Below are 16,993 nucleotides of genomic sequence, written 5' to 3'. Positions count from 1 at the left end.
AATTGTGACTGCGTGGTAATCCTTAATGCGACTGACCACTAAAGGCCGTTACGCCGTTACCGCCATGCTCGACTTGGCGCTACATGCCCAGCATGGTCCGGTGTCTCTGGCTGATATCTCCGAGCGCCAGGGTATTTCTCTGTCGTACCTTGAACAGCTGTTCGCCAAGCTGCGCCGCAGCACCCTGGTATCCAGTGTGCGTGGCCCCGGCGGTGGGTATCAGCTGGCCCGCGACATGCAAGCAATCCAGGTCGCCGAGGTGATCGATGCGGTCAATGAATCGGTCGATGCTACGCGCTGTCAGGGGCAGGGTGACTGTCATGGCGGCGACACCTGTTTGACCCATCACCTGTGGTGCGACCTCAGCCAGCAGATTCATGAGTTTCTCAGCGGTATCAGTTTGGCTGATCTTGTGATGCGCCGTGAGGTGCAGGAAATAGCGCAGTGCCAGAATCAGCGGCGCAGCAACGGCAGGAAGCCTTATCTGGACAAGATCGAAGCATCCGCCGTCGATTAAGCGCGGGATGCCGGCCCATGTGGCCAGAAACCTGATTAGGAGAAGATCAATGAAGGTACCGATTTACCTCGATTATTCCGCCACTACCCCGGTCGATCCGCGTGTGGCGCAGAAGATGAGTGAGTGCTTGTTGGTCGATGGCAACTTCGGAAATCCGGCGTCGCGCTCCCATGTGTTTGGCTGGAAGGCTGAGGAGGCGGTTGAGCTCGGTCGTCGTCAGGTCGCTGAGCTGGTCAACGCTGACCCGCGTGAAATCGTCTGGACCTCCGGTGCCACTGAGTCGAACAATCTGGCGATCAAGGGCATTGCGCACTTCTACAGCGGCAAGGGCAAGCACATCGTCACTGCGAAGATCGAGCACAAGGCGGTGTTGGACACCACCCGTCAGCTGGAGCGCGAAGGCTTTGAAGTGAGCTATATCGAGCCTGGCGAAGACGGCTTGATTACCCCGGCCATGGTTGAGGCGGCACTGCGTGAAGACACCATTCTGGTGTCGATCATGCATGTGAACAACGAAATCGGCACTATTAATGACATTGCGGGTATCGGCGAGTTGACCCGCTCGCGCGGTGTGTTCTTCCATGTTGATGCTGCGCAGTCCACGGGCAAAGTGGCAATCGATCTGGACGCGCTCAAGGTCGATCTGATGTCTTTCTCGGCACACAAGACCTACGGCCCCAAGGGTGTTGGTGCGCTCTATGTGCGCCGTAAGCCGCGTGTGCGCCTGGAGGCCCAGACCCATGGCGGTGGCCATGAGCGTGGCATGCGTTCTGGCACCCTGGCGACTCACCAGATCGTCGGTATGGGCGAAGCCTTCCGGATTGCCAAGGAAGAAATGATCCAGGAAAGCCTGCGGGTCAAGGCGCTGAGTGAGCGTTTCTTCGCGCAGGTAGATGGCCTTGAAGAGTTGTACGTGAACGGCAGCATGACCTCGCGAGTGCCGCACAACCTCAATCTCAGCTTCAATTATGTCGAGGGCGAGTCGCTGATCATGGCGCTCAAGGATCTGGCGGTATCGTCGGGTTCGGCCTGTACCTCAGCTTCGCTGGAGCCGTCGTACGTCTTGCGCGCGCTGGGTCGTAACGATGAGCTGGCGCACAGTTCAATTCGCTTCAGTTTTGGTCGGTTCACCACCGAAGAGGAAATCGACTACGCCGCGCAGAAAGTTCGCGAGGCGGTCACCAAGCTGCGCGAGCTGTCGCCGCTGTGGGATATGTTCAAAGAGGGTGTGGATCTGTCAAAAGTCGAGTGGGCTGCACACTAAAGCTGCTGTTTAGCAGCCCCTGATGAAAGAGGAATAGCAGCATGGCTTACAGTGAAAAGGTCATTGATCATTACGAGAATCCGCGCAACGTCGGCAAGATGGATGCCGAAGACCCGGATGTCGGTACCGGCATGGTCGGCGCGCCAGCATGTGGTGATGTGATGCGTTTGCAAATCAAAGTCAACGAGCAAGGCATCATTGAAGACGCCAAGTTCAAGACCTATGGTTGCGGTTCTGCGATTGCATCCAGCTCCCTCGCCACCGAGTGGATGAAAGGCAAGACGCTGGATGAAGCAGAAACCATCAAGAACACCCAGCTCGCCGAAGAATTGGCGTTGCCGCCCGTAAAGATCCATTGCTCGGTACTCGCTGAGGACGCTATCAAGGCGGCTGTGCGTGATTACCGGCAGAAGAAAGGTCTGCTCTAAGGAGGTTGTCGATGGCGATCAGCATGACCGAAGCCGCCGCTGAGCATGTGCGACGCTCGCTTGAAGGGCGCGGTAAGGGCGACGGCATACGCTTGGCCGTGCGCACTACAGGCTGTTCGGGCCTGGCTTATGTGCTGGAGTTTGTCGACGAGTCCGCGAGTGAAGATCAGGTGTTCGAGAGTCACGGGGTTAAGGTGATCATTGATCCCAAGAGCCTGGTGTATCTCGATGGCACTGAGCTGGACTTCGTCAAGGAAGGTTTGAACGAAGGTTTCAAGTTCAACAATCCTAACGTGCGCGGCGAATGTGGCTGCGGCGAAAGCTTCAATATCTGAGGCGTTTGTCTTTTGGGTAGTCCCTGTCACTTTGCCCTGTTCGAGCTTAAGCCGAGCTTCCGTCTGGACCTTGAGCAGTTGGCCGTGCGTTATCGCGAGCTGGCGCGCACTGTCCATCCGGATCGTTTTGCCGATGCCTCCGACCGTGAACAGCGTCTGGCACTGGAGCATTCTGCCGGTCTCAACGAAGCCTATAGCACGCTGAAAAGCGCACCCAGGCGCGCGCGATACCTGCTTGCGCTGAGCGGGCCGGAGTTGCCGCTGGAGGTCACCGTGCAAGACCCGGACTTCCTGCTGCAGCAGATGCAGTGGCGTGAAGAGCTGGAAGATCTGCAGGACAGCGCCGACTCGCCGGGCGTAGCGACATTCAAGCGGCGCCTGAAGAGTGCTCAGGATGAGTTGAACGAGCGCTTTGCCGTTTGTTGGGATGCTGCGCCGCACCGCGCAGAGGCCGAGCGCCTGATGCGCCGCATGCAGTTTCTCGACAAGCTTTCCCATGAAGTGCGCCAGCTGGAAGAGCGCCTCGACGATTAATCGCTCGCGCAGCCAATCTGGCGCGCTTGATATACAGATAAGCATTTATTAACCATGGCCTTACTGCAGATCGCTGAGCCCGGACAGAGCCCCCAGCCCCACCAGCGTCGGTTGGCAGTGGGCATTGATCTGGGCACCACTAATTCGCTGGTCGCTGCCGTGCGCAGTGGCTTGTCTGCGCCGCTCGGTGATGCGGCGGGGCAAGTGATCCTGCCGTCGGCGGTGCGCTATCACCCTGGTCGCGTCGAAGTCGGCGAGACCGCCCGGTTGGCTGCCTCGGTAGATCCGTTGAATACCGTGTTGTCGGTCAAGCGTCTTATGGGGCGTGGCCTGGCTGATGTCAAGCAGTTGGGCGAGCAGTTGCCCTACCGCTTTGTCGAGGGCGAGTCGCACATGCCCTTCATCGATACCGTGCAGGGGCCGAAAAGCCCTGTTGAAGTGTCTGCCGATATCCTCAGGGTGCTGCGTCAGCGTGCCGAAGCAACCCTGGGTGGCGAGCTGGTCGGCGCGGTGATAACAGTCCCGGCCTACTTCGATGACGCCCAGCGCCAGGCCACCAAGGATGCTGCGCGCCTGGCCGGCATAAATGTGTTGCGCCTGCTCAATGAGCCGACCGCCGCCGCCGTGGCGTATGGCCTGGATCAGCATGCCGAGGGTGTGGTGGCAATCTATGACCTCGGTGGCGGTACCTTCGATATTTCCATTCTGCGCCTGACCGGCGGTGTGTTCGAGGTGTTGGCCACTGGTGGTGACAGCGCCCTGGGCGGCGATGACTTCGATCACGCGATTGCGGGCTGGATAGTCGAGCAGGCCGGCTTGTCTGCCGACCTCAGTCCCGGCGTGCAGCGTACCCTGCTGCAGGCCGCCTGCGTGGCCAAGGAAGCACTCACCGCTTGTACCGAGGCCCAGCTCAATTACGGGGCTTGGCAGGGGCAGTTGAGCCGTGAGCAATTCGAAGCATTGATCGAGCCAATGCTGGCGCGCAGCCTCAAGGCCTGTCGGCGGGCGGTGCGTGATGCCGGCATCGAGCTTGAGGAGGTCGAGGCGGTGGTCATGGTGGGTGGTTCGACTCGCGTGCCGCGGGTGCGTCAGGCGGTCGCCGAGATGTTCGCGCGGCAGCCCTTGACCGATATCGACCCCGATCAGGTGGTGGCCATTGGCGCCGCGATCCAGGCCGATGCCCTCGCAGGTAACAAGCGTGGTGATGGCGAGGCATTGTTGCTGCTGGATGTAATACCGCTGTCGCTTGGCTTGGAAACAATGGGCTGGTTGATGGAGAAGGTCATTGCGCGCAACACCACCATCCCGGTGGCGCGTGCTCAGGACTTCACCACCTATAAAGATGGCCAGACAGCCATGAAGATTCATGTGCTGCAAGGCGAACGCGAGTTGATCAGTGATTGTCGTTCCCTGGCGCGCTTCGAGTTACGCGGTATTCCGCCGATGGTTGCAGGCGCGGCGAAAATCCGCGTGACCTTTCAGGTCGATGCCGATGGCTTGCTCAGTGTGGCGGCCCGTGAATTGGCATCTGGGGTGGAGTCGAGTATTCAGGTCAAACCGTCTTACGGGCTGACCGATGGCGAAATCGCACGCATGCTGCAGGATTCTTTCCAGAACGCCAGCGATGACAAGGTTGCCCGGGTGCTGCGTGAGCAGCAGGTGGATGCGCAGCGTCTGCTGGAAGCGGTAGAGGCAGCCTTGCAGCTCGATGGCGAGCGTTTGCTGAATGCCGATGAGCGCCTGGCCATCGATGCGCAAATCCAGCAGTTGCGCGGGCTGCTGACCGGGCGCGATGGCCTGGCCATCGAGCAGCAAAGCAAACGGTTGGCCCAGGTGACCGATGCCTTTGCCGCTCGTCGCCTGGATGCCACGATCAAGGCTGCATTGTCTGGTCGTAGTCTTAATGAGATTGAGGAATAAGCATGCCGCAGGTGATCTTTCTGCCCAACGCCGACCATTGTCCTGAGGGGGCGGTTATCGAGGCGCAGTCGGGCGAAACCGTGCTCAACGTTGCCCTGCGCAACGGTATCCACATCGAGCATGCCTGTGAGAAGTCCTGTGCCTGCACCACCTGTCACGTGGTCATTCGCGAAGGCTTCGCTTCGCTGCAGCCATCCGATGAGCTGGAAGACGACATGCTGGACAAGGCCTGGGGTCTGGAGCCTAGTTCGCGGCTGTCTTGTCAGGCAGTGGTGGATGATCAGGATCTGGTGGTAGAAATTCCCAGGTACACCATCAATCAAGTGTCCGAGGGGCACTGAGGGCGAGGGGGTAGGTCATGAGTCTCAAATGGTCCGATGTGCTGGAGATTGCAATCCAGCTGGCTGAAGGCAAGCCCGAGGTCGATCCGCGTTTCGTCAATTTTGTCGATCTGCATCGCTGGGTGCTGGCTTTGCCAAACTTTATCGACGACCCGCAGCGTGGTGGTGAGAAAGTGCTGGAAGCGATTCAGGCGGCCTGGATTGAAGAGGCAGAGTGAAGTCGCTTTAAGCTGTAAGGTGCTAGTGATTGGGCCATGACAGCTGTTTGCTCGGGCTCTGGTTTAGCCCTTACGGTTTGTCGCTTGGCGCTGCTCTTATGTTTTTAACCAGAACCCGCGTATAATTCGCGGGTTTAATTTTTCGTATTACTCAACGTTTCTGGAGCTACACATGGCTGTTCAACGTACTTTCTCCATCATCAAGCCCGACGCTGTTGCCAAAAATGTTATCGGCGAGATCGTTAGCCGTTTCGAAAAAGCCGGTCTGCGGGTTGTTGCCTCGAAGATGGTGCAACTGTCCGAGCGCGAAGCTGGCGGTTTCTATGCCGAGCACAGCGAGCGCGGCTTCTTCAAAGACCTGGTGTCCTTCATGGTTTCGGGTCCGGTTATCGTTCAGGTGCTGGAAGGCGAAGATGCCATCGCTAAAAACCGCGAGCTGATGGGCGCAACTAACCCGAAAGAAGCAGCTGCTGGCACTATCCGTGCCGATTTCGCAGTATCGATCGACGAGAACGCGGTACACGGTTCCGATTCCGAGGCGTCCGCCGCTCGTGAAATCGCCTACTTCTTCTCCGCTACCGAGGTGTGCGCGCGCATTCGCTAAGGCGACGCGTGCGAGGGTGAAGCCATGACTGAAGCTACCGGAAAAATCAATCTGCTGGGTCTGACTCAGGCAGAAATGGAACAATTCTTCGAGGACATCGGGGAAAAACGTTTCCGTGCCGGTCAGTTGATGAAATGGATTCACCACTTTGGCGTCGATGATTTCGATGTCATGAGCAATGTCAGCAAGGTCTTGCGTGAAAAGCTCAAGACCTGTGCTGAAATTCGTGGCCCGGAAGTGGTCAGCGAAGATATTTCGACTGATGGCACGCGCAAGTGGGTAGTGCGAGTGGCGTCAGGCAGTTGTGTGGAGACCGTGTATATCCCGCAAGGCTCGCGTGGCACCCTGTGTGTGTCGTCACAGGCTGGTTGCGCACTGGATTGCAGTTTTTGCTCCACTGGCAAGCAGGGTTTCAATAGCGATCTGACGGCTGCCGAAGTGATCGGTCAGGTGTGGATCGCCAATAAGTCATTCGGCAGTGTGCCGGCCAGGGTCGACCGTGCCATCACCAATGTGGTGATGATGGGGATGGGCGAGCCGTTGCTGAATTTCGACAACGTGGTCGCCGCCATGAAAATCATGATGGACGACCTCGGCTATGGCATCTCCAAGCGCAAGGTGACCTTGTCCACCTCGGGCGTGGTGCCGATGATCGATAAACTGGGCGAAGTCATCGACGTATCCCTGGCGCTGTCGTTGCACGCGCCGAACGATGAGTTGCGCAACCAGTTGGTGCCGATCAACAAGAAGTATCCGCTGGCGATGTTGCTGGCGGCCTGCCAGCGCTATGTATCGCGCCTCGGTGAGAAACGTGTACTTACAATCGAGTACACCTTGCTCAAGGACATCAACGATCAGCCTGGGCATGCTGAAGAGATGATCGCACTTCTCGAAAATGTGCCTTGCAAGATTAATTTAATCCCGTTTAATCCCTTCCCTCATTCGGGTTACGAGCGGCCGAGCAACAATGCAATCCGCCGTTTCCAGGATCTGCTGCATAAAGCCGGGCACAATGTCACCGTGCGCACAACGCGCGGCGAAGACATCGATGCTGCTTGCGGCCAGTTGGTCGGTCAGGTGATGGACCGTACTCGTCGCAGCGAACGCTACATTGCAGTGCGTGAACTGGCACTGCTCGATCTCGGTAGCGAGGCTGAAACGCCGAGTCCCGCCGCCAATCAATCTTGAAGTGAGGATGCCCATGACCCTGCGCCCAGCGCTGTTCTTGTTACTCGCCAGCCTGTTGGCTGGCTGTGTGTCGACAGGCAACGTCGACCCGATGAGAACCGGCAAGGGCCGTGATGATGCGCGTGATGCCTACATCCAGCTGGGGATCGGCTATTTGCAGCAAGGCGCTGGCGAACGCGCCAAGGTGCCGTTGAAAAAAGCACTCGACCTTGATCCATCCAGCGCTGATGCGCATGCCGCGCTGGCGTTGGTGTTTCAGCGCGAAATGGAATACAAGCTGGCCGATGAGCATTACCGCAAGGCGCTGTCTCAGCGCAGTAGCGATGCCCGGCTGCTGAATAATTATGGTGGTTTTCTGTTCGAGCAGGAGCGTTACCAGGAGGCGCTTGAGCATTATCAGAAAGCGTCCCTCGATACGCTGTACCCAGAGCGTTCGCGGGTGTTCGAGAACCTTGGCTTGACGGCCATGAAGCTCAACCAGCGAGAGCAGGCAAAGGCTTACCTGGAGCGCTCGCTGCGCCTCAATAGCCGCCAACCAAGGGCGTTGCTCGAAATGGCCGTGATTCACTTCGAGGAGCGGCAATATGTGCCGGCCCGTGGGTATTACGACAGTTACAGCCTGCTGGCCGAGCAGAATGCGCGTAGCCTGTTGCTCGGTGCGAGCCTGGCGACCATTTTCGAGGATCGCGACAAGGCTGCCAGCCTGGGCCTGCAATTGAAGCGTCTTTATCCCGGTACGCCGGAATATCAGCAATATCTGTCGGAGCAATGATGAAAGCGGCGCATCCTGAAGTTGTAACTGCCCAGCGCGTCAATCCCGGTGACTCACTGCGCGAGAGCCGCGAGGGCAAGGGTTGGACCGTCGATGAAGTGGCCGCTCAGCTCAACCTCACGCCACTGCGCTTGAGTCAGGTCGAAGCTGGAGCGTTCGATAAGTTGCCGGGCAATACCTTTGCCCGTGGCTATGTCCGTGCTTATGCAAAAATCCTCGGCATGGATCAGGAACGTCTGGTAATGGAGTTCGATCAGTTTACCGGCAGCGATGCTGTGGGCAGCGATGTGCATAGCCTGGGGCATATTGAAGAGCCAGTACGCTACTCGCAAAGCATTCTGCGCTTCGTCAGCTTTACCGCCCTGGTGGTGCTTGCTGTGGTCGGCTTCTATTGGTGGCAAGGCCAGGCCGAGCGCCATGCCAATGAGTCCCCGGTCGCCAGTTTTGAACAGTTTGAAGTGGAGGGTGCCGATGGCACGACGCAAGTTCACCCCCTGGATGAGCCGGAAGACCAGGCCGTGCTTGCAGCCCAGGGCACGACTGAGTTGAGTCTCGCACCTGCCACTGCTGAAGAAACCGCAGAGCTGAACAGCGCAGCCGAGCCGATAGCTGCCGCGGTTGAACCGGCTGCAGGGGTGGCGCAACTCGAACCAGTTGCTGTGCCTGCAGGCACGGGTGATTCGCCTGTTATTGCTGCGGGCGAGGGCAGGGTCGATGTCAATTTTGTTGCTGACTGCTGGGCCCAGGTGACTGATGCCGGTGGCACGGTGCTGTTCAGTGCGCTCAAGCGCAAGGGCGAGAGCCTGCAACTGGTCGGCAAGGCCCCCCTAGAGCTGCGGCTGGGCTTTGCCCGTGGCGCGCAAGTGAGCTACAACGGCCAGGCCGTCGACTTGGCGGCCTTTACCACGGGTGAAACCGCACGCATAAAGTTGGGTGGTCAGTAGCATGCATTGCGAATCGCCGATCAAGCGTCGCCTGACGCGCAAGATTTGGGTTGGCTCGGTCCCGGTGGGTGGTGACGCGCCTATTGCTGTTCAGAGCATGACCAATACCAATACCAACGATGTGGCCGCAACCGTGGCTCAGGTTCGTCGCCTGCAAGATGCCGGCGCCGATATCGTGCGCATATCAGTACCGGACATGGACGCTGCCGAAGCCTTTGGCCGGATCAAGCAACTGGTCAGTCTGCCGCTGGTGGCGGATATCCACTTCGACTACCAGATCGCTCTGCGGGTTGCCGAGCTAGGTGTTGATTGCCTGCGCATCAATCCAGGCAACATTGGCCGCCCAGACCGGGTCAAGGCGGTGGTCGAGGCGGCGCGTGATCGCGGTATTTCGATTCGCATCGGGGTCAACGCGGGCTCGCTTGAGAAAGATTTGCAGAAAAAGTACGGCGAGCCGACCCCAGAAGCCTTGGTTGAGTCAGCGTTGCGCCATGTCGAGCATCTGGATCGTCTGAATTTCCCGGACTTCAAGGTCAGCGTCAAAGCCTCCGATGTGTTCATGGCCGTGGAGGCTTATCGGTTGCTGTCCAAACAGATCGAACAACCGTTGCACCTGGGCATCACCGAGGCTGGTGGGCTGCGTTCCGGCACGGTGAAGTCGGCTGTGGGCCTGGGTATGCTGCTGGCCGAGGGGATTGGCGATACCATCCGTATCTCCTTGGCCGCTGACCCGGTGGAAGAGATCAAGGTCGGCTTCGATATTCTCAAGTCGCTGCGCCTGCGTTCGCGCGGGATCAATTTCATCGCCTGCCCAAGCTGCTCGCGGCAGAACTTCGATGTTGTGAAGACCATGAACGAGCTTGAAAATCGCCTGGAAGATCTGCTGGTACCGCTTGATGTAGCGGTTATCGGTTGCGTGGTCAACGGCCCGGGCGAAGCCAAAGAGGCGGACATCGGCCTGACTGGTGGCTCGCCGAGCAACCTGATCTATATCGATGGCAAGCCGTCACAGAAGCTGGGCAACGACAACCTGGTGGATGAGCTGGAAAAGCTGATACGCCAGAAGGCGGCCGAGAAGGTCGCTGCTGACGCCGCGGTTATCGTGCGCAGCTAACCCTGTTAAGGAAATGAATTGAGCAAGTCCCTGCAAGCCATCCGTGGCATGAACGATATCCTGCCCGAGCAGACTCCGCTCTGGCGTTACTTTGAAGACAGCGTGGCGTGCCTGCTGGATGGCTATGGCTATCGGCAGATCCGTATGCCGATCGTCGAGTTCACCGAGTTGTTCAAGCGTTCGATCGGCGAAGTCACCGATATTGTCGAAAAAGAGATGTACACCTTCGAGGATCGCAACGGCGACTCCCTGACCCTGCGTCCGGAAGGTACCGCCGCCTGTGTGCGCGCAGTGCTTGAGCACGGCCTGGCCGGCGGCGGGCAGACCCAGAAGCTCTGGTACATCGGGCCGATGTTTCGCCACGAGCGCCCGCAGAAGGGGCGCTATCGTCAGTTCCACCAGATCGGTGTCGAAGTCTTCAATATCGATGGCCCGGACATCGACGCCGAGTTGATCATTCTGACCTGGCGCCTATGGGGCCTGCTGGGTATTCGTGATGCGGTCACCCTGGAGTTGAACAGCCTGGGTACCAGCGCGGCGCGGGCGATCTATCGCGATGCCCTGGTCGAGTACCTCACGGCCCGAGCTGATCTGCTCGACGAAGACAGCCGTCGGCGCATGACCAGCAATCCACTGCGTGTGCTCGATAGCAAGAATGAGCAGACCCAGGCGTTGCTGGTCGATGCGCCGAAGCTGGCCGATTACCTGGACGTTGAATCGCAGGTGCATTTCGATGGCCTGAGGGCGCGTCTTGATGCGGCTGGCGTTCCCTATGTGATCAATCCCAAGCTGGTGCGTGGCCTGGATTACTACAGCAAGACGGTGTTCGAGTGGGTGACCGATCAGCTTGGCGCCCAAGGCACCGTCTGCGCGGGTGGTCGCTACGATGGCCTGGTCGAGCAAATGGGCGGTAAGCCGACGCCGGGCGTGGGCTTCGCCATGGGTATCGAGCGCCTGGTGCTGCTGATCGAAACCCTGGATAAAGTGCCGACAGAAATCGCCCGACAGGTTGATGTCTACCTGTGTGCGCTGGGTGAGCCGGCGGAACTGGCGGCGTTGACCCTGGCCGAGCGTCTGCGTGATCAGCTGCCGGGTCTGCGCTTGCAGGTCAATGCGGGCTCCGGCAGTTTCAAGAGTCAATTGAAAAAGGCCGACAAGAGCGGCGCCCTTTACGCCTTGGTCATGGGTGAAGACGAACTGGCCCAGCAAGTGGTAGGTTGCAAGCCGCTGCGCGGCCAGGGTGAACAACAAAGCATCGCCTGGGCGGCATTAGCCGAGCATTTGGCGTCCTGCGTCTTGCAGGCCTGACAGGCTGTTAAGCGTTTTAGCGAATAGGAGTAACTGGGGTGGTTTCGCGTACCGATGATGAAGAGCTGGCGGTAGTCAAGGAGTGGTGGCAGCGCAACGGCAAGCCATTGCTCACCGGCAGCGTATTGGCGCTGGTAGTGGTGTTTGGCTGGCAGGGCTGGCAGAAATACCAGACTAACCAGTCTCATGGTGCTTCGATGGTTTATCAGCAATTGCTGGAAACTGCGTTGAACCCGAGTGGCCAGCCTGATCCGGCCAAGGTTATCGAACTGGCCAATACGCTCAAAAGCGATTTTGCCGGCACTCACTATGCCCAATACGGCAGCCTGTTCGTTGCCAAAGTGGCGGTCGAATCCGGCAAGCTGGATGACGCTGTGGCCGAGTTGCAAGCGATTGTCGATAAGCCTGTGGACGACACCTTGGCTGAATTGGCCCGCCAGCGTCTGGCCCGTGTTCTGGCCGCGCAGGAAAAACTTGAAGAAGCACTCACGCTGCTTGAGGGTGATGCCGATCAGGCTTATCTCGCCAGTCGTGAAGAGCTTAAAGGCGACTTGTTGGTGCAGTTGGGGCGTAACGATGATGCCCATGCGGCCTATGTTAAAGCCAAGGCAGCGCTCGACGAAGAGGCTGCTGTCGGCGGTCTGCAAATGAAGCTTGACGATTTGGCCAAAGGGGATGCGTGACGTGATGCGTTGGAAAAATGCCGCACTGCTGGCCCTGGCCGTTTTGGCTGTGGGTTGCAGCAGCAACAGTAAGAAGGAACTTCCCCCGGCCGAGCTGCCCAAGTTCGAGAGAGAGGTGCAGCTGAACAAGGAGTGGAGCCGCTCAATTGGCAAGGGCCAGGGTAAGACATTCAACATGCTGGTCCCCGCTATCGAGGGCGACAGCATTTATGCCGCCGATGTCGAAGGCCTGGTAATGGCGCTCGACCGCATGACCGGCAAGGTTCTCTGGAAAGAAGACCTGGATCTGCCGGTTTCTGGCGCAGTTGGTAGCGGTTACGGCTTGGTGGTTGTCGGTACTCTGAAGGGCGAGATCATTGCCCTGGATGCCAGCAGCGGTGAAGAAAAGTGGCGCTCGCGGGTTACCAGCGAAGTACTGTCAGCTCCGGCGATCAATGGCGATATCGTACTGGTACAGACTCAGGATGATCGTTTGATTGCCCTGGATGCCGACACCGGTAGCCAGCGCTGGATCTTTGAAAACACCCCGGCAGTCCTGACGTTGCGCGGCACTGGCAGCCCAGTGCTGACCAATAGCCTGGCAATTGCGGGCCTTTCCAGTGGCAAGGTCATTGCACTCGATGCTCGGCGTGGCATCCCGGTTTGGGAGCAGCGCGTAGCGATTCCACAAGGGCGCTCCGAGCTTGAGCGGGTTGTAGACATCGACGGCGGCTTGCTGCTGTCGGGTGGCAATCTGTATGTTGTCAGCTATCAGGGCCGTGTTGCTGCGCTGGATATGGAAAGCGGGCGAGTGCTGTGGCAGCGTGAAGCATCCAGTTCTGTGGGCGTAGCCCAAGGCTTCGGCAACGTTTACGTCAGCCTGGCCAACGGTACTGTAGAAGGCATCGACGAGCGTTCCGCTTCGGCACTGTGGAGCAACGATGCCCTGGCGCGTCGTCAGCTGTCGGCGCCCGAAGTGTTCTCCAGCTACCTGGCCTTTGGCGATCTGGAAGGTTATCTGCACCTGATCAGTCAGGTAGATGGACGCTTTGTCGGTCGTGAGCGCATTGATAGCGATGGCCTGCGCGCTCGCCCGCTGGTGGTCGGTAATTGGCTGTATGCCTTTGGTAATGGTGGCAAACTAGTCGCGTTGACGATCAAGTGACCCACTGCTAGCCGGCGTGGCTCTGCTGCACCGCAAGGCGGTGTAGCTCGCCACGTCGAGCTGTGAATTCCGGCCGCTGCACCTGCAGCGGCTTTTGTATTTTTTGAAATAACGAAGTGGAGAGCCTAATGGTTCCCGTAATTGCCCTGGTGGGCCGCCCTAACGTCGGCAAGTCCACCTTATTTAACCGCTTGACCAAAAGCCGCGACGCGATTGTCGGCGACCTGTCCGGTCTGACCCGAGATCGCCAATACGGCGAGGCCAAGTGGCAGGGGCGAACCTATATCGTCATCGACACCGGCGGTATCTCCGGTGACGAAGAAGGTATCGACGCGAAGATGGCCGAGCAGTCGCTGCAGGCCATCGAAGAGGCCGATGCCGTGCTGTTCATGGTTGACGCGCGTGCCGGTTTGTCGGCCTCGGACCAGATGATTGGCGAGCACCTGCGCCGACGCAACAAGCAGAGCTTTTTGGTGATCAACAAGGTCGACAATATCGACCCGGATTTGGCGCGCGCCGAATTTGCTTCCATGGGCATGGGCGAGTCCCTGGCGATTGCCGGCGCTCATGGGCGCGGCATCACCCAGATGCTCGAAGCCGTGCTGGGCTCCTTCCCCAAGGATGACTCCGAACTGCAAGAAGGCGAGGAAGAGGAAGTTGTCCTCGAAGGCCAGGAAGCCAAGCGTATTCCCGGCCCGAGCGAGAAGGACGGCATCAAGCTGGCGATCATCGGCCGGCCTAACGTTGGTAAGTCGACCCTGGTCAACCGCATGCTCGGCGAAGACCGAGTGATCGTTTATGACCAGCCTGGCACCACCCGCGACAGCATCTATATTCCGTTCGAGCGCGACGACGAAAAGTACACCCTGATCGATACTGCCGGCGTACGCCGTCGCGGCAAGATCTTCGAAGCGGTAGAAAAATTCTCGGTGGTGAAAACCCTGCAGGCGATCCAGGACTCCAACGTCGTGGTATTCGTTATGGATGCCCGCGAAGGGGTGGTCGATCACGACCTCAACCTGCTTGGCTTCGTGCTGGAAAGCGGTCGCGCTCTGGTCATCGCACTGAACAAGTGGGACGGCATGGAGCCTAGCGAGCGCGATTATGTGAAGGTTGAGCTGCAGCGTCGGTTGTTCTTCGTCGACTTCGCCGACATTCACTTCATCTCGGCCTTGCATGGCACTGGCGTCGGACATCTGTACAAGTCGGTGCAGGACTCGTTCAAGTCGGCAATCACCCGCTGGCCGACCAACCGCCTGACCCAGATTCTTGAGGACGCGGTTGGCGATCACGCGCCGCCTATGGTCAACAATCGCCGGATCAAGCTGCGTTATGCTCACCTCGGTGGCGCCAACCCGCCGCTGATCGTGATCCACGGCAACCAGGTCGATTCGGTGCCCAAGTCCTATGTGCGCTATCTGGAGAACACCTACAGGCGTGTACTCAAGCTGGTCGGTACACCGATCCGCATCGAGTTCAAGGGCGGCGAGAACCCCTACGAGGGCAACAAGAACACCCTTACCGACCGTCAGGTGAACAAAAAACGCCGGATGATGACGCACCACAAGAAGGCCGAGAAGAAGCGCAAGGACAAGCGCTAGGCTTGCTGCGCTACCCTCTATAAAGGCACCTTCGGGTGCCTTTTGCGTCTCTGGTCGATCGGCTATCCTGCCGCATCAGTAGCGCTCATGCTCGGCGCTTGATCCAGGGATATCGTCAGCGATGATCATCAGCAAACTGCCCAACGTAGGCACCACCATTTTTACTCGCATGTCGCAGCTCGCCGTGGAAACCGGCGCGCTCAACCTGTCCCAGGGTTTTCCGGATTTCGACGGGCCCCAGGCGCTGCGCGAGGCGGTCGGCCGGCATATCGCCGCCGGGCATAACCAGTACGCACCGATGACCGGCCTGCCGGCCTTGCGCGAGCAGGTAGCGGCCAAGATTGCCCGCAGTTACGGCCGTCGTGTCAGCGCCGACACTGAAGTGACCATCACGCCGGGGGCGACCCAGGGGATTTTCTGTGCGATCCAGGCGCTGATTCGGCCGGGCGATGAAGTCATCGTCTTCGATCCCTGTTACGACAGTTACGAACCCTCGGTCGAGCTTGCCGGTGGTCGTTGCGTGCATGTGCCACTGGCGCTGCCGGACTTCGCCATTGACTGGCAGCGGCTGGCTGATGCCCTGAGTGACAAGACCCGCCTGATCATTCTCAACAGTCCGCACAACCCCAGTGGCGCGCTGATCTCGGCGTTTGAGCTGGACCAGTTGGCGGCGCTGATCCGTGGGTGCGATATCTACCTGATCAGTGACGAGGTCTATGAGCACCTGGTGTTCGATGGCGTCGAACACGCCAGCATCCTTGGCCACGACGAGCTGTATCAGCGTGCCTTCGTAGTCAGCTCGTTCGGCAAGACCTATCACGTCACCGGCTGGAAGACCGGCTATGTGGTGGCGCCGCCAGCTTTAAGCGTTGAGCTGCGCAAGGTGCATCAGTACGTCAGCTTCTGCGGCGTGACGCCGCTGCAATGGGCGCTGGCCGACTATATGGCCGAGCATCCTGAGCACGTCGAGCAATTGCCAGCGTTCTACCAGGCCAAACGTGATCTGTTCTGCGACCTGCTGGCCGCCTCGCGCTTTACCTTCACCCGCGCCGCTGGCACCTATTTTCAGCTGGCCGACTATTCGGCTATTCGCAGTGACCTGGATGATGTCGCCATGGCCGAGTGGCTGACCCGCGAGCATGGCGTGGCGGCGATTCCGGTATCGGTGTTCTACCAGAGCCCGCCTGCGGATTTGCGCCTGGTGCGCTTCTGCTTTGCCAAACGTGAAGACACCCTGGGGCAGGCGGCGGAGAAACTATGCGCGATATAAGCGGCTTGCCTGACCTTGAGTTGGCGCTGATCCAGACCACGCTGGCGTGGCAGGACCCGGCCGCCAATCGTGCGCATTTCGCTTGCCTGCTGGAGCAGGCGCGCGGTGCCGATCTGATCGTGCTGCCGGAGATGTTCAGCACGGGATTTTCAATGGATTGCGTGGCGTTGGCTGAGCCTGAAGATGGCCCGACCAGCCAGTGGCTGTGCGAACAGGCCCAGACGCTGCAGGCCGTGGTCACCGGCAGCCTGATTATCCAGGCCGCCGATGGCTCGTACCGCAATCGCCTGATCTGGGCGCGGCCGGATGGTAGCGTGGCGCAGTATGACAAACGTCATCTGTTCCGCATGGCAGGTGAACACAAGCACTACAGCGCCGGCACTGAGCAGGTGTTGCTGGAGGTCAACGGCTGGCAGGTGCGCCCGCTGATCTGCTACGACCTGCGTTTCCCGGTGTGGAGTCGCGATCCACAGACCACCGACCTGCTGCTCTACACCGCTAATTGGCCGGCGACGCGGCGCAATCACTGGAACCGCCTACTGCCGGCGCGGGCCATCGAAAACCTGTGTTATGTGGCGGCGGTTAACCGCATCGGCGAGGACGGCAAGGGCCACGCCTACAGCGGTGATAGCCAGGTGCTGGATTTTCAGGGTGATAGCCTGCTGGCTGCCCAGGCCAAAAATGGGGTCTTCCGTGTGAGGCTCCATGCGGCCGAGTTATCAGCCTACCGGCAGCGCTTTGCTGCCTACCTGGATGCAGATGACTTCACGTTGAGCTGAGCAAAACGCCGGGCAGTGCCCAGCGCTTT

General features: G+C 59.1%; 19 protein-coding genes. All 19 read left to right on the top strand.

Annotated elements, in window-relative coordinates; genetic code table 11:
• Positions 1-25 precede the first annotated feature (25 nt).
• The 19 genes from iscR (at position 26) to Q8K09_RS05630 (ending at position 16,964) form a co-directional block, all read left to right on the top strand.
• A complete protein-coding gene (iscR, locus tag Q8K09_RS05720; RefSeq protein ID WP_305254012.1) occupies positions 26-517 on the top strand; it encodes a Fe-S cluster assembly transcriptional regulator IscR in 492 nt (163 codons plus the stop codon).
• Positions 518-566: 49 nt separating this feature from the next.
• Positions 567-1,781, top strand: a complete 1,215-nt coding sequence (locus tag Q8K09_RS05715) for an IscS subfamily cysteine desulfurase (protein ID WP_305254011.1) — start codon at positions 567-569, stop codon at positions 1,779-1,781.
• Between the two features lie 41 nt (positions 1,782-1,822).
• Complete coding sequence (gene iscU, locus Q8K09_RS05710) at positions 1,823-2,209, top strand: Fe-S cluster assembly scaffold IscU (protein ID WP_304865590.1); 387 nt, start codon at positions 1,823-1,825, stop codon at positions 2,207-2,209.
• A gap of 11 nt (positions 2,210-2,220) precedes the next feature.
• Complete coding sequence (gene iscA / locus Q8K09_RS05705) at positions 2,221-2,544, top strand: iron-sulfur cluster assembly protein IscA (RefSeq protein ID WP_304865588.1); 324 nt, start codon at positions 2,221-2,223, stop codon at positions 2,542-2,544.
• Between the two features lie 12 nt (positions 2,545-2,556).
• Positions 2,557-3,078, top strand: a complete 522-nt coding sequence (gene hscB, locus Q8K09_RS05700) for a co-chaperone HscB (protein ID WP_305254010.1) — start codon at positions 2,557-2,559, stop codon at positions 3,076-3,078.
• 54 nt (positions 3,079-3,132) lie between these two features.
• Positions 3,133-4,998, top strand: a complete 1,866-nt coding sequence (gene hscA, locus Q8K09_RS05695) for a Fe-S protein assembly chaperone HscA (RefSeq protein WP_305254009.1) — start codon at positions 3,133-3,135, stop codon at positions 4,996-4,998.
• A gap of 2 nt (positions 4,999-5,000) precedes the next feature.
• Positions 5,001-5,339 (top strand): ISC system 2Fe-2S type ferredoxin, encoded by a 339-nt coding sequence (fdx, locus tag Q8K09_RS05690; RefSeq protein ID WP_305254008.1) that lies wholly within the window; start codon positions 5,001-5,003, stop codon positions 5,337-5,339.
• 17 nt (positions 5,340-5,356) lie between these two features.
• Positions 5,357-5,557, top strand: coding sequence for a Fe-S cluster assembly protein IscX (gene iscX / locus Q8K09_RS05685; protein ID WP_305254007.1), 201 nt, complete (start codon positions 5,357-5,359; stop codon positions 5,555-5,557).
• Positions 5,558-5,729: 172 nt separating this feature from the next.
• A complete protein-coding gene (gene ndk / locus Q8K09_RS05680; protein ID WP_304865578.1) occupies positions 5,730-6,161 on the top strand; it encodes a nucleoside-diphosphate kinase in 432 nt (143 codons plus the stop codon).
• A 24-nt stretch (positions 6,162-6,185) separates the two neighbouring features.
• A complete protein-coding gene (gene rlmN / locus Q8K09_RS05675; protein WP_305254006.1) occupies positions 6,186-7,349 on the top strand; it encodes a 23S rRNA (adenine(2503)-C(2))-methyltransferase RlmN in 1,164 nt (387 codons plus the stop codon).
• A gap of 13 nt (positions 7,350-7,362) precedes the next feature.
• The gene (pilW, locus tag Q8K09_RS05670) at positions 7,363-8,121 is read left to right on the top strand and encodes a type IV pilus biogenesis/stability protein PilW (protein WP_305254005.1); all 759 of its coding nucleotides are present in this window, start codon (positions 7,363-7,365) and stop codon (positions 8,119-8,121) included.
• The gene (locus Q8K09_RS05665) at positions 8,121-9,065 is read left to right on the top strand and encodes a RodZ family helix-turn-helix domain-containing protein (protein WP_305254004.1); all 945 of its coding nucleotides are present in this window, start codon (positions 8,121-8,123) and stop codon (positions 9,063-9,065) included. Before pilW ends, Q8K09_RS05665 begins: the two co-directional genes overlap by 1 nt.
• A gap of 1 nt (position 9,066) precedes the next feature.
• Positions 9,067-10,179, top strand: coding sequence for a flavodoxin-dependent (E)-4-hydroxy-3-methylbut-2-enyl-diphosphate synthase (gene ispG / locus Q8K09_RS05660; protein ID WP_305254003.1), 1,113 nt, complete (start codon positions 9,067-9,069; stop codon positions 10,177-10,179).
• Between the two features lie 18 nt (positions 10,180-10,197).
• A complete protein-coding gene (hisS, locus tag Q8K09_RS05655; RefSeq protein WP_305254002.1) occupies positions 10,198-11,487 on the top strand; it encodes a histidine--tRNA ligase in 1,290 nt (429 codons plus the stop codon).
• A gap of 38 nt (positions 11,488-11,525) precedes the next feature.
• Positions 11,526-12,170, top strand: a complete 645-nt coding sequence (locus tag Q8K09_RS05650; RefSeq protein WP_305254001.1) for a tetratricopeptide repeat protein — start codon at positions 11,526-11,528, stop codon at positions 12,168-12,170.
• Positions 12,163-13,314, top strand: coding sequence for an outer membrane protein assembly factor BamB (gene bamB, locus Q8K09_RS05645; RefSeq protein WP_305254000.1), 1,152 nt, complete (start codon positions 12,163-12,165; stop codon positions 13,312-13,314). Before Q8K09_RS05650 ends, bamB begins: the two co-directional genes overlap by 8 nt.
• A gap of 128 nt (positions 13,315-13,442) precedes the next feature.
• A complete protein-coding gene (der, locus tag Q8K09_RS05640) occupies positions 13,443-14,915 on the top strand; it encodes a ribosome biogenesis GTPase Der (protein ID WP_304865563.1) in 1,473 nt (490 codons plus the stop codon).
• A gap of 121 nt (positions 14,916-15,036) precedes the next feature.
• On the top strand, positions 15,037-16,185 hold the full coding sequence (locus Q8K09_RS05635) for a pyridoxal phosphate-dependent aminotransferase (protein ID WP_305253999.1): 1,149 nt from the start codon (positions 15,037-15,039) through the stop codon (positions 16,183-16,185).
• The gene (locus tag Q8K09_RS05630) at positions 16,173-16,964 is read left to right on the top strand and encodes an amidohydrolase (RefSeq protein ID WP_305253998.1); all 792 of its coding nucleotides are present in this window, start codon (positions 16,173-16,175) and stop codon (positions 16,962-16,964) included. The genes Q8K09_RS05635 and Q8K09_RS05630 overlap by 13 nt, the downstream gene beginning before the upstream one ends.
• Positions 16,965-16,993 lie beyond the last annotated feature (29 nt).

Origin of the sequence: Pseudomonas sp. (genome assembly GCF_030683065.1) — a bacterium.
Classification (GTDB): Bacteria; Pseudomonadota; Gammaproteobacteria; order Pseudomonadales; family Pseudomonadaceae; genus Aquipseudomonas.
This window is presented reverse-complemented; position numbering and strand designations above follow the sequence as displayed.

Bases quoted from the DNA above. Each gene is read 5' to 3' on its own strand.
- rlmN (WP_305254006.1), top strand. From the start codon at position 6,186: ATGACTGAAGCTACCGGAAAAATCAATCTGCTGGGTCTGACTCAGGCA.
- iscR (WP_305254012.1), top strand. From the start codon at position 26: ATGCGACTGACCACTAAAGGCCGTTACGCCGTTACCGCCATGCTCGAC.
- der (WP_304865563.1), top strand. From the start codon at position 13,443: ATGGTTCCCGTAATTGCCCTGGTGGGCCGCCCTAACGTCGGCAAGTCC.
- hscA (WP_305254009.1), top strand. From the start codon at position 3,133: ATGGCCTTACTGCAGATCGCTGAGCCCGGACAGAGCCCCCAGCCCCAC.
- ispG (WP_305254003.1), top strand. From the start codon at position 9,067: ATGCATTGCGAATCGCCGATCAAGCGTCGCCTGACGCGCAAGATTTGG.
- bamB (WP_305254000.1), top strand. From the start codon at position 12,163: ATGCGTGACGTGATGCGTTGGAAAAATGCCGCACTGCTGGCCCTGGCC.
- Q8K09_RS05715 (WP_305254011.1), top strand. From the start codon at position 567: ATGAAGGTACCGATTTACCTCGATTATTCCGCCACTACCCCGGTCGAT.
- fdx (WP_305254008.1), top strand. From the start codon at position 5,001: ATGCCGCAGGTGATCTTTCTGCCCAACGCCGACCATTGTCCTGAGGGG.
- iscU (WP_304865590.1), top strand. From the start codon at position 1,823: ATGGCTTACAGTGAAAAGGTCATTGATCATTACGAGAATCCGCGCAAC.
- Q8K09_RS05630 (WP_305253998.1), top strand. From the start codon at position 16,173: ATGCGCGATATAAGCGGCTTGCCTGACCTTGAGTTGGCGCTGATCCAG.
- Q8K09_RS05665 (WP_305254004.1), top strand. From the start codon at position 8,121: ATGAAAGCGGCGCATCCTGAAGTTGTAACTGCCCAGCGCGTCAATCCC.
- pilW (WP_305254005.1), top strand. From the start codon at position 7,363: ATGACCCTGCGCCCAGCGCTGTTCTTGTTACTCGCCAGCCTGTTGGCT.
- ndk (WP_304865578.1), top strand. From the start codon at position 5,730: ATGGCTGTTCAACGTACTTTCTCCATCATCAAGCCCGACGCTGTTGCC.
- iscA (WP_304865588.1), top strand. From the start codon at position 2,221: ATGGCGATCAGCATGACCGAAGCCGCCGCTGAGCATGTGCGACGCTCG.
- Q8K09_RS05635 (WP_305253999.1), top strand. From the start codon at position 15,037: ATGATCATCAGCAAACTGCCCAACGTAGGCACCACCATTTTTACTCGC.
- iscX (WP_305254007.1), top strand. From the start codon at position 5,357: ATGAGTCTCAAATGGTCCGATGTGCTGGAGATTGCAATCCAGCTGGCT.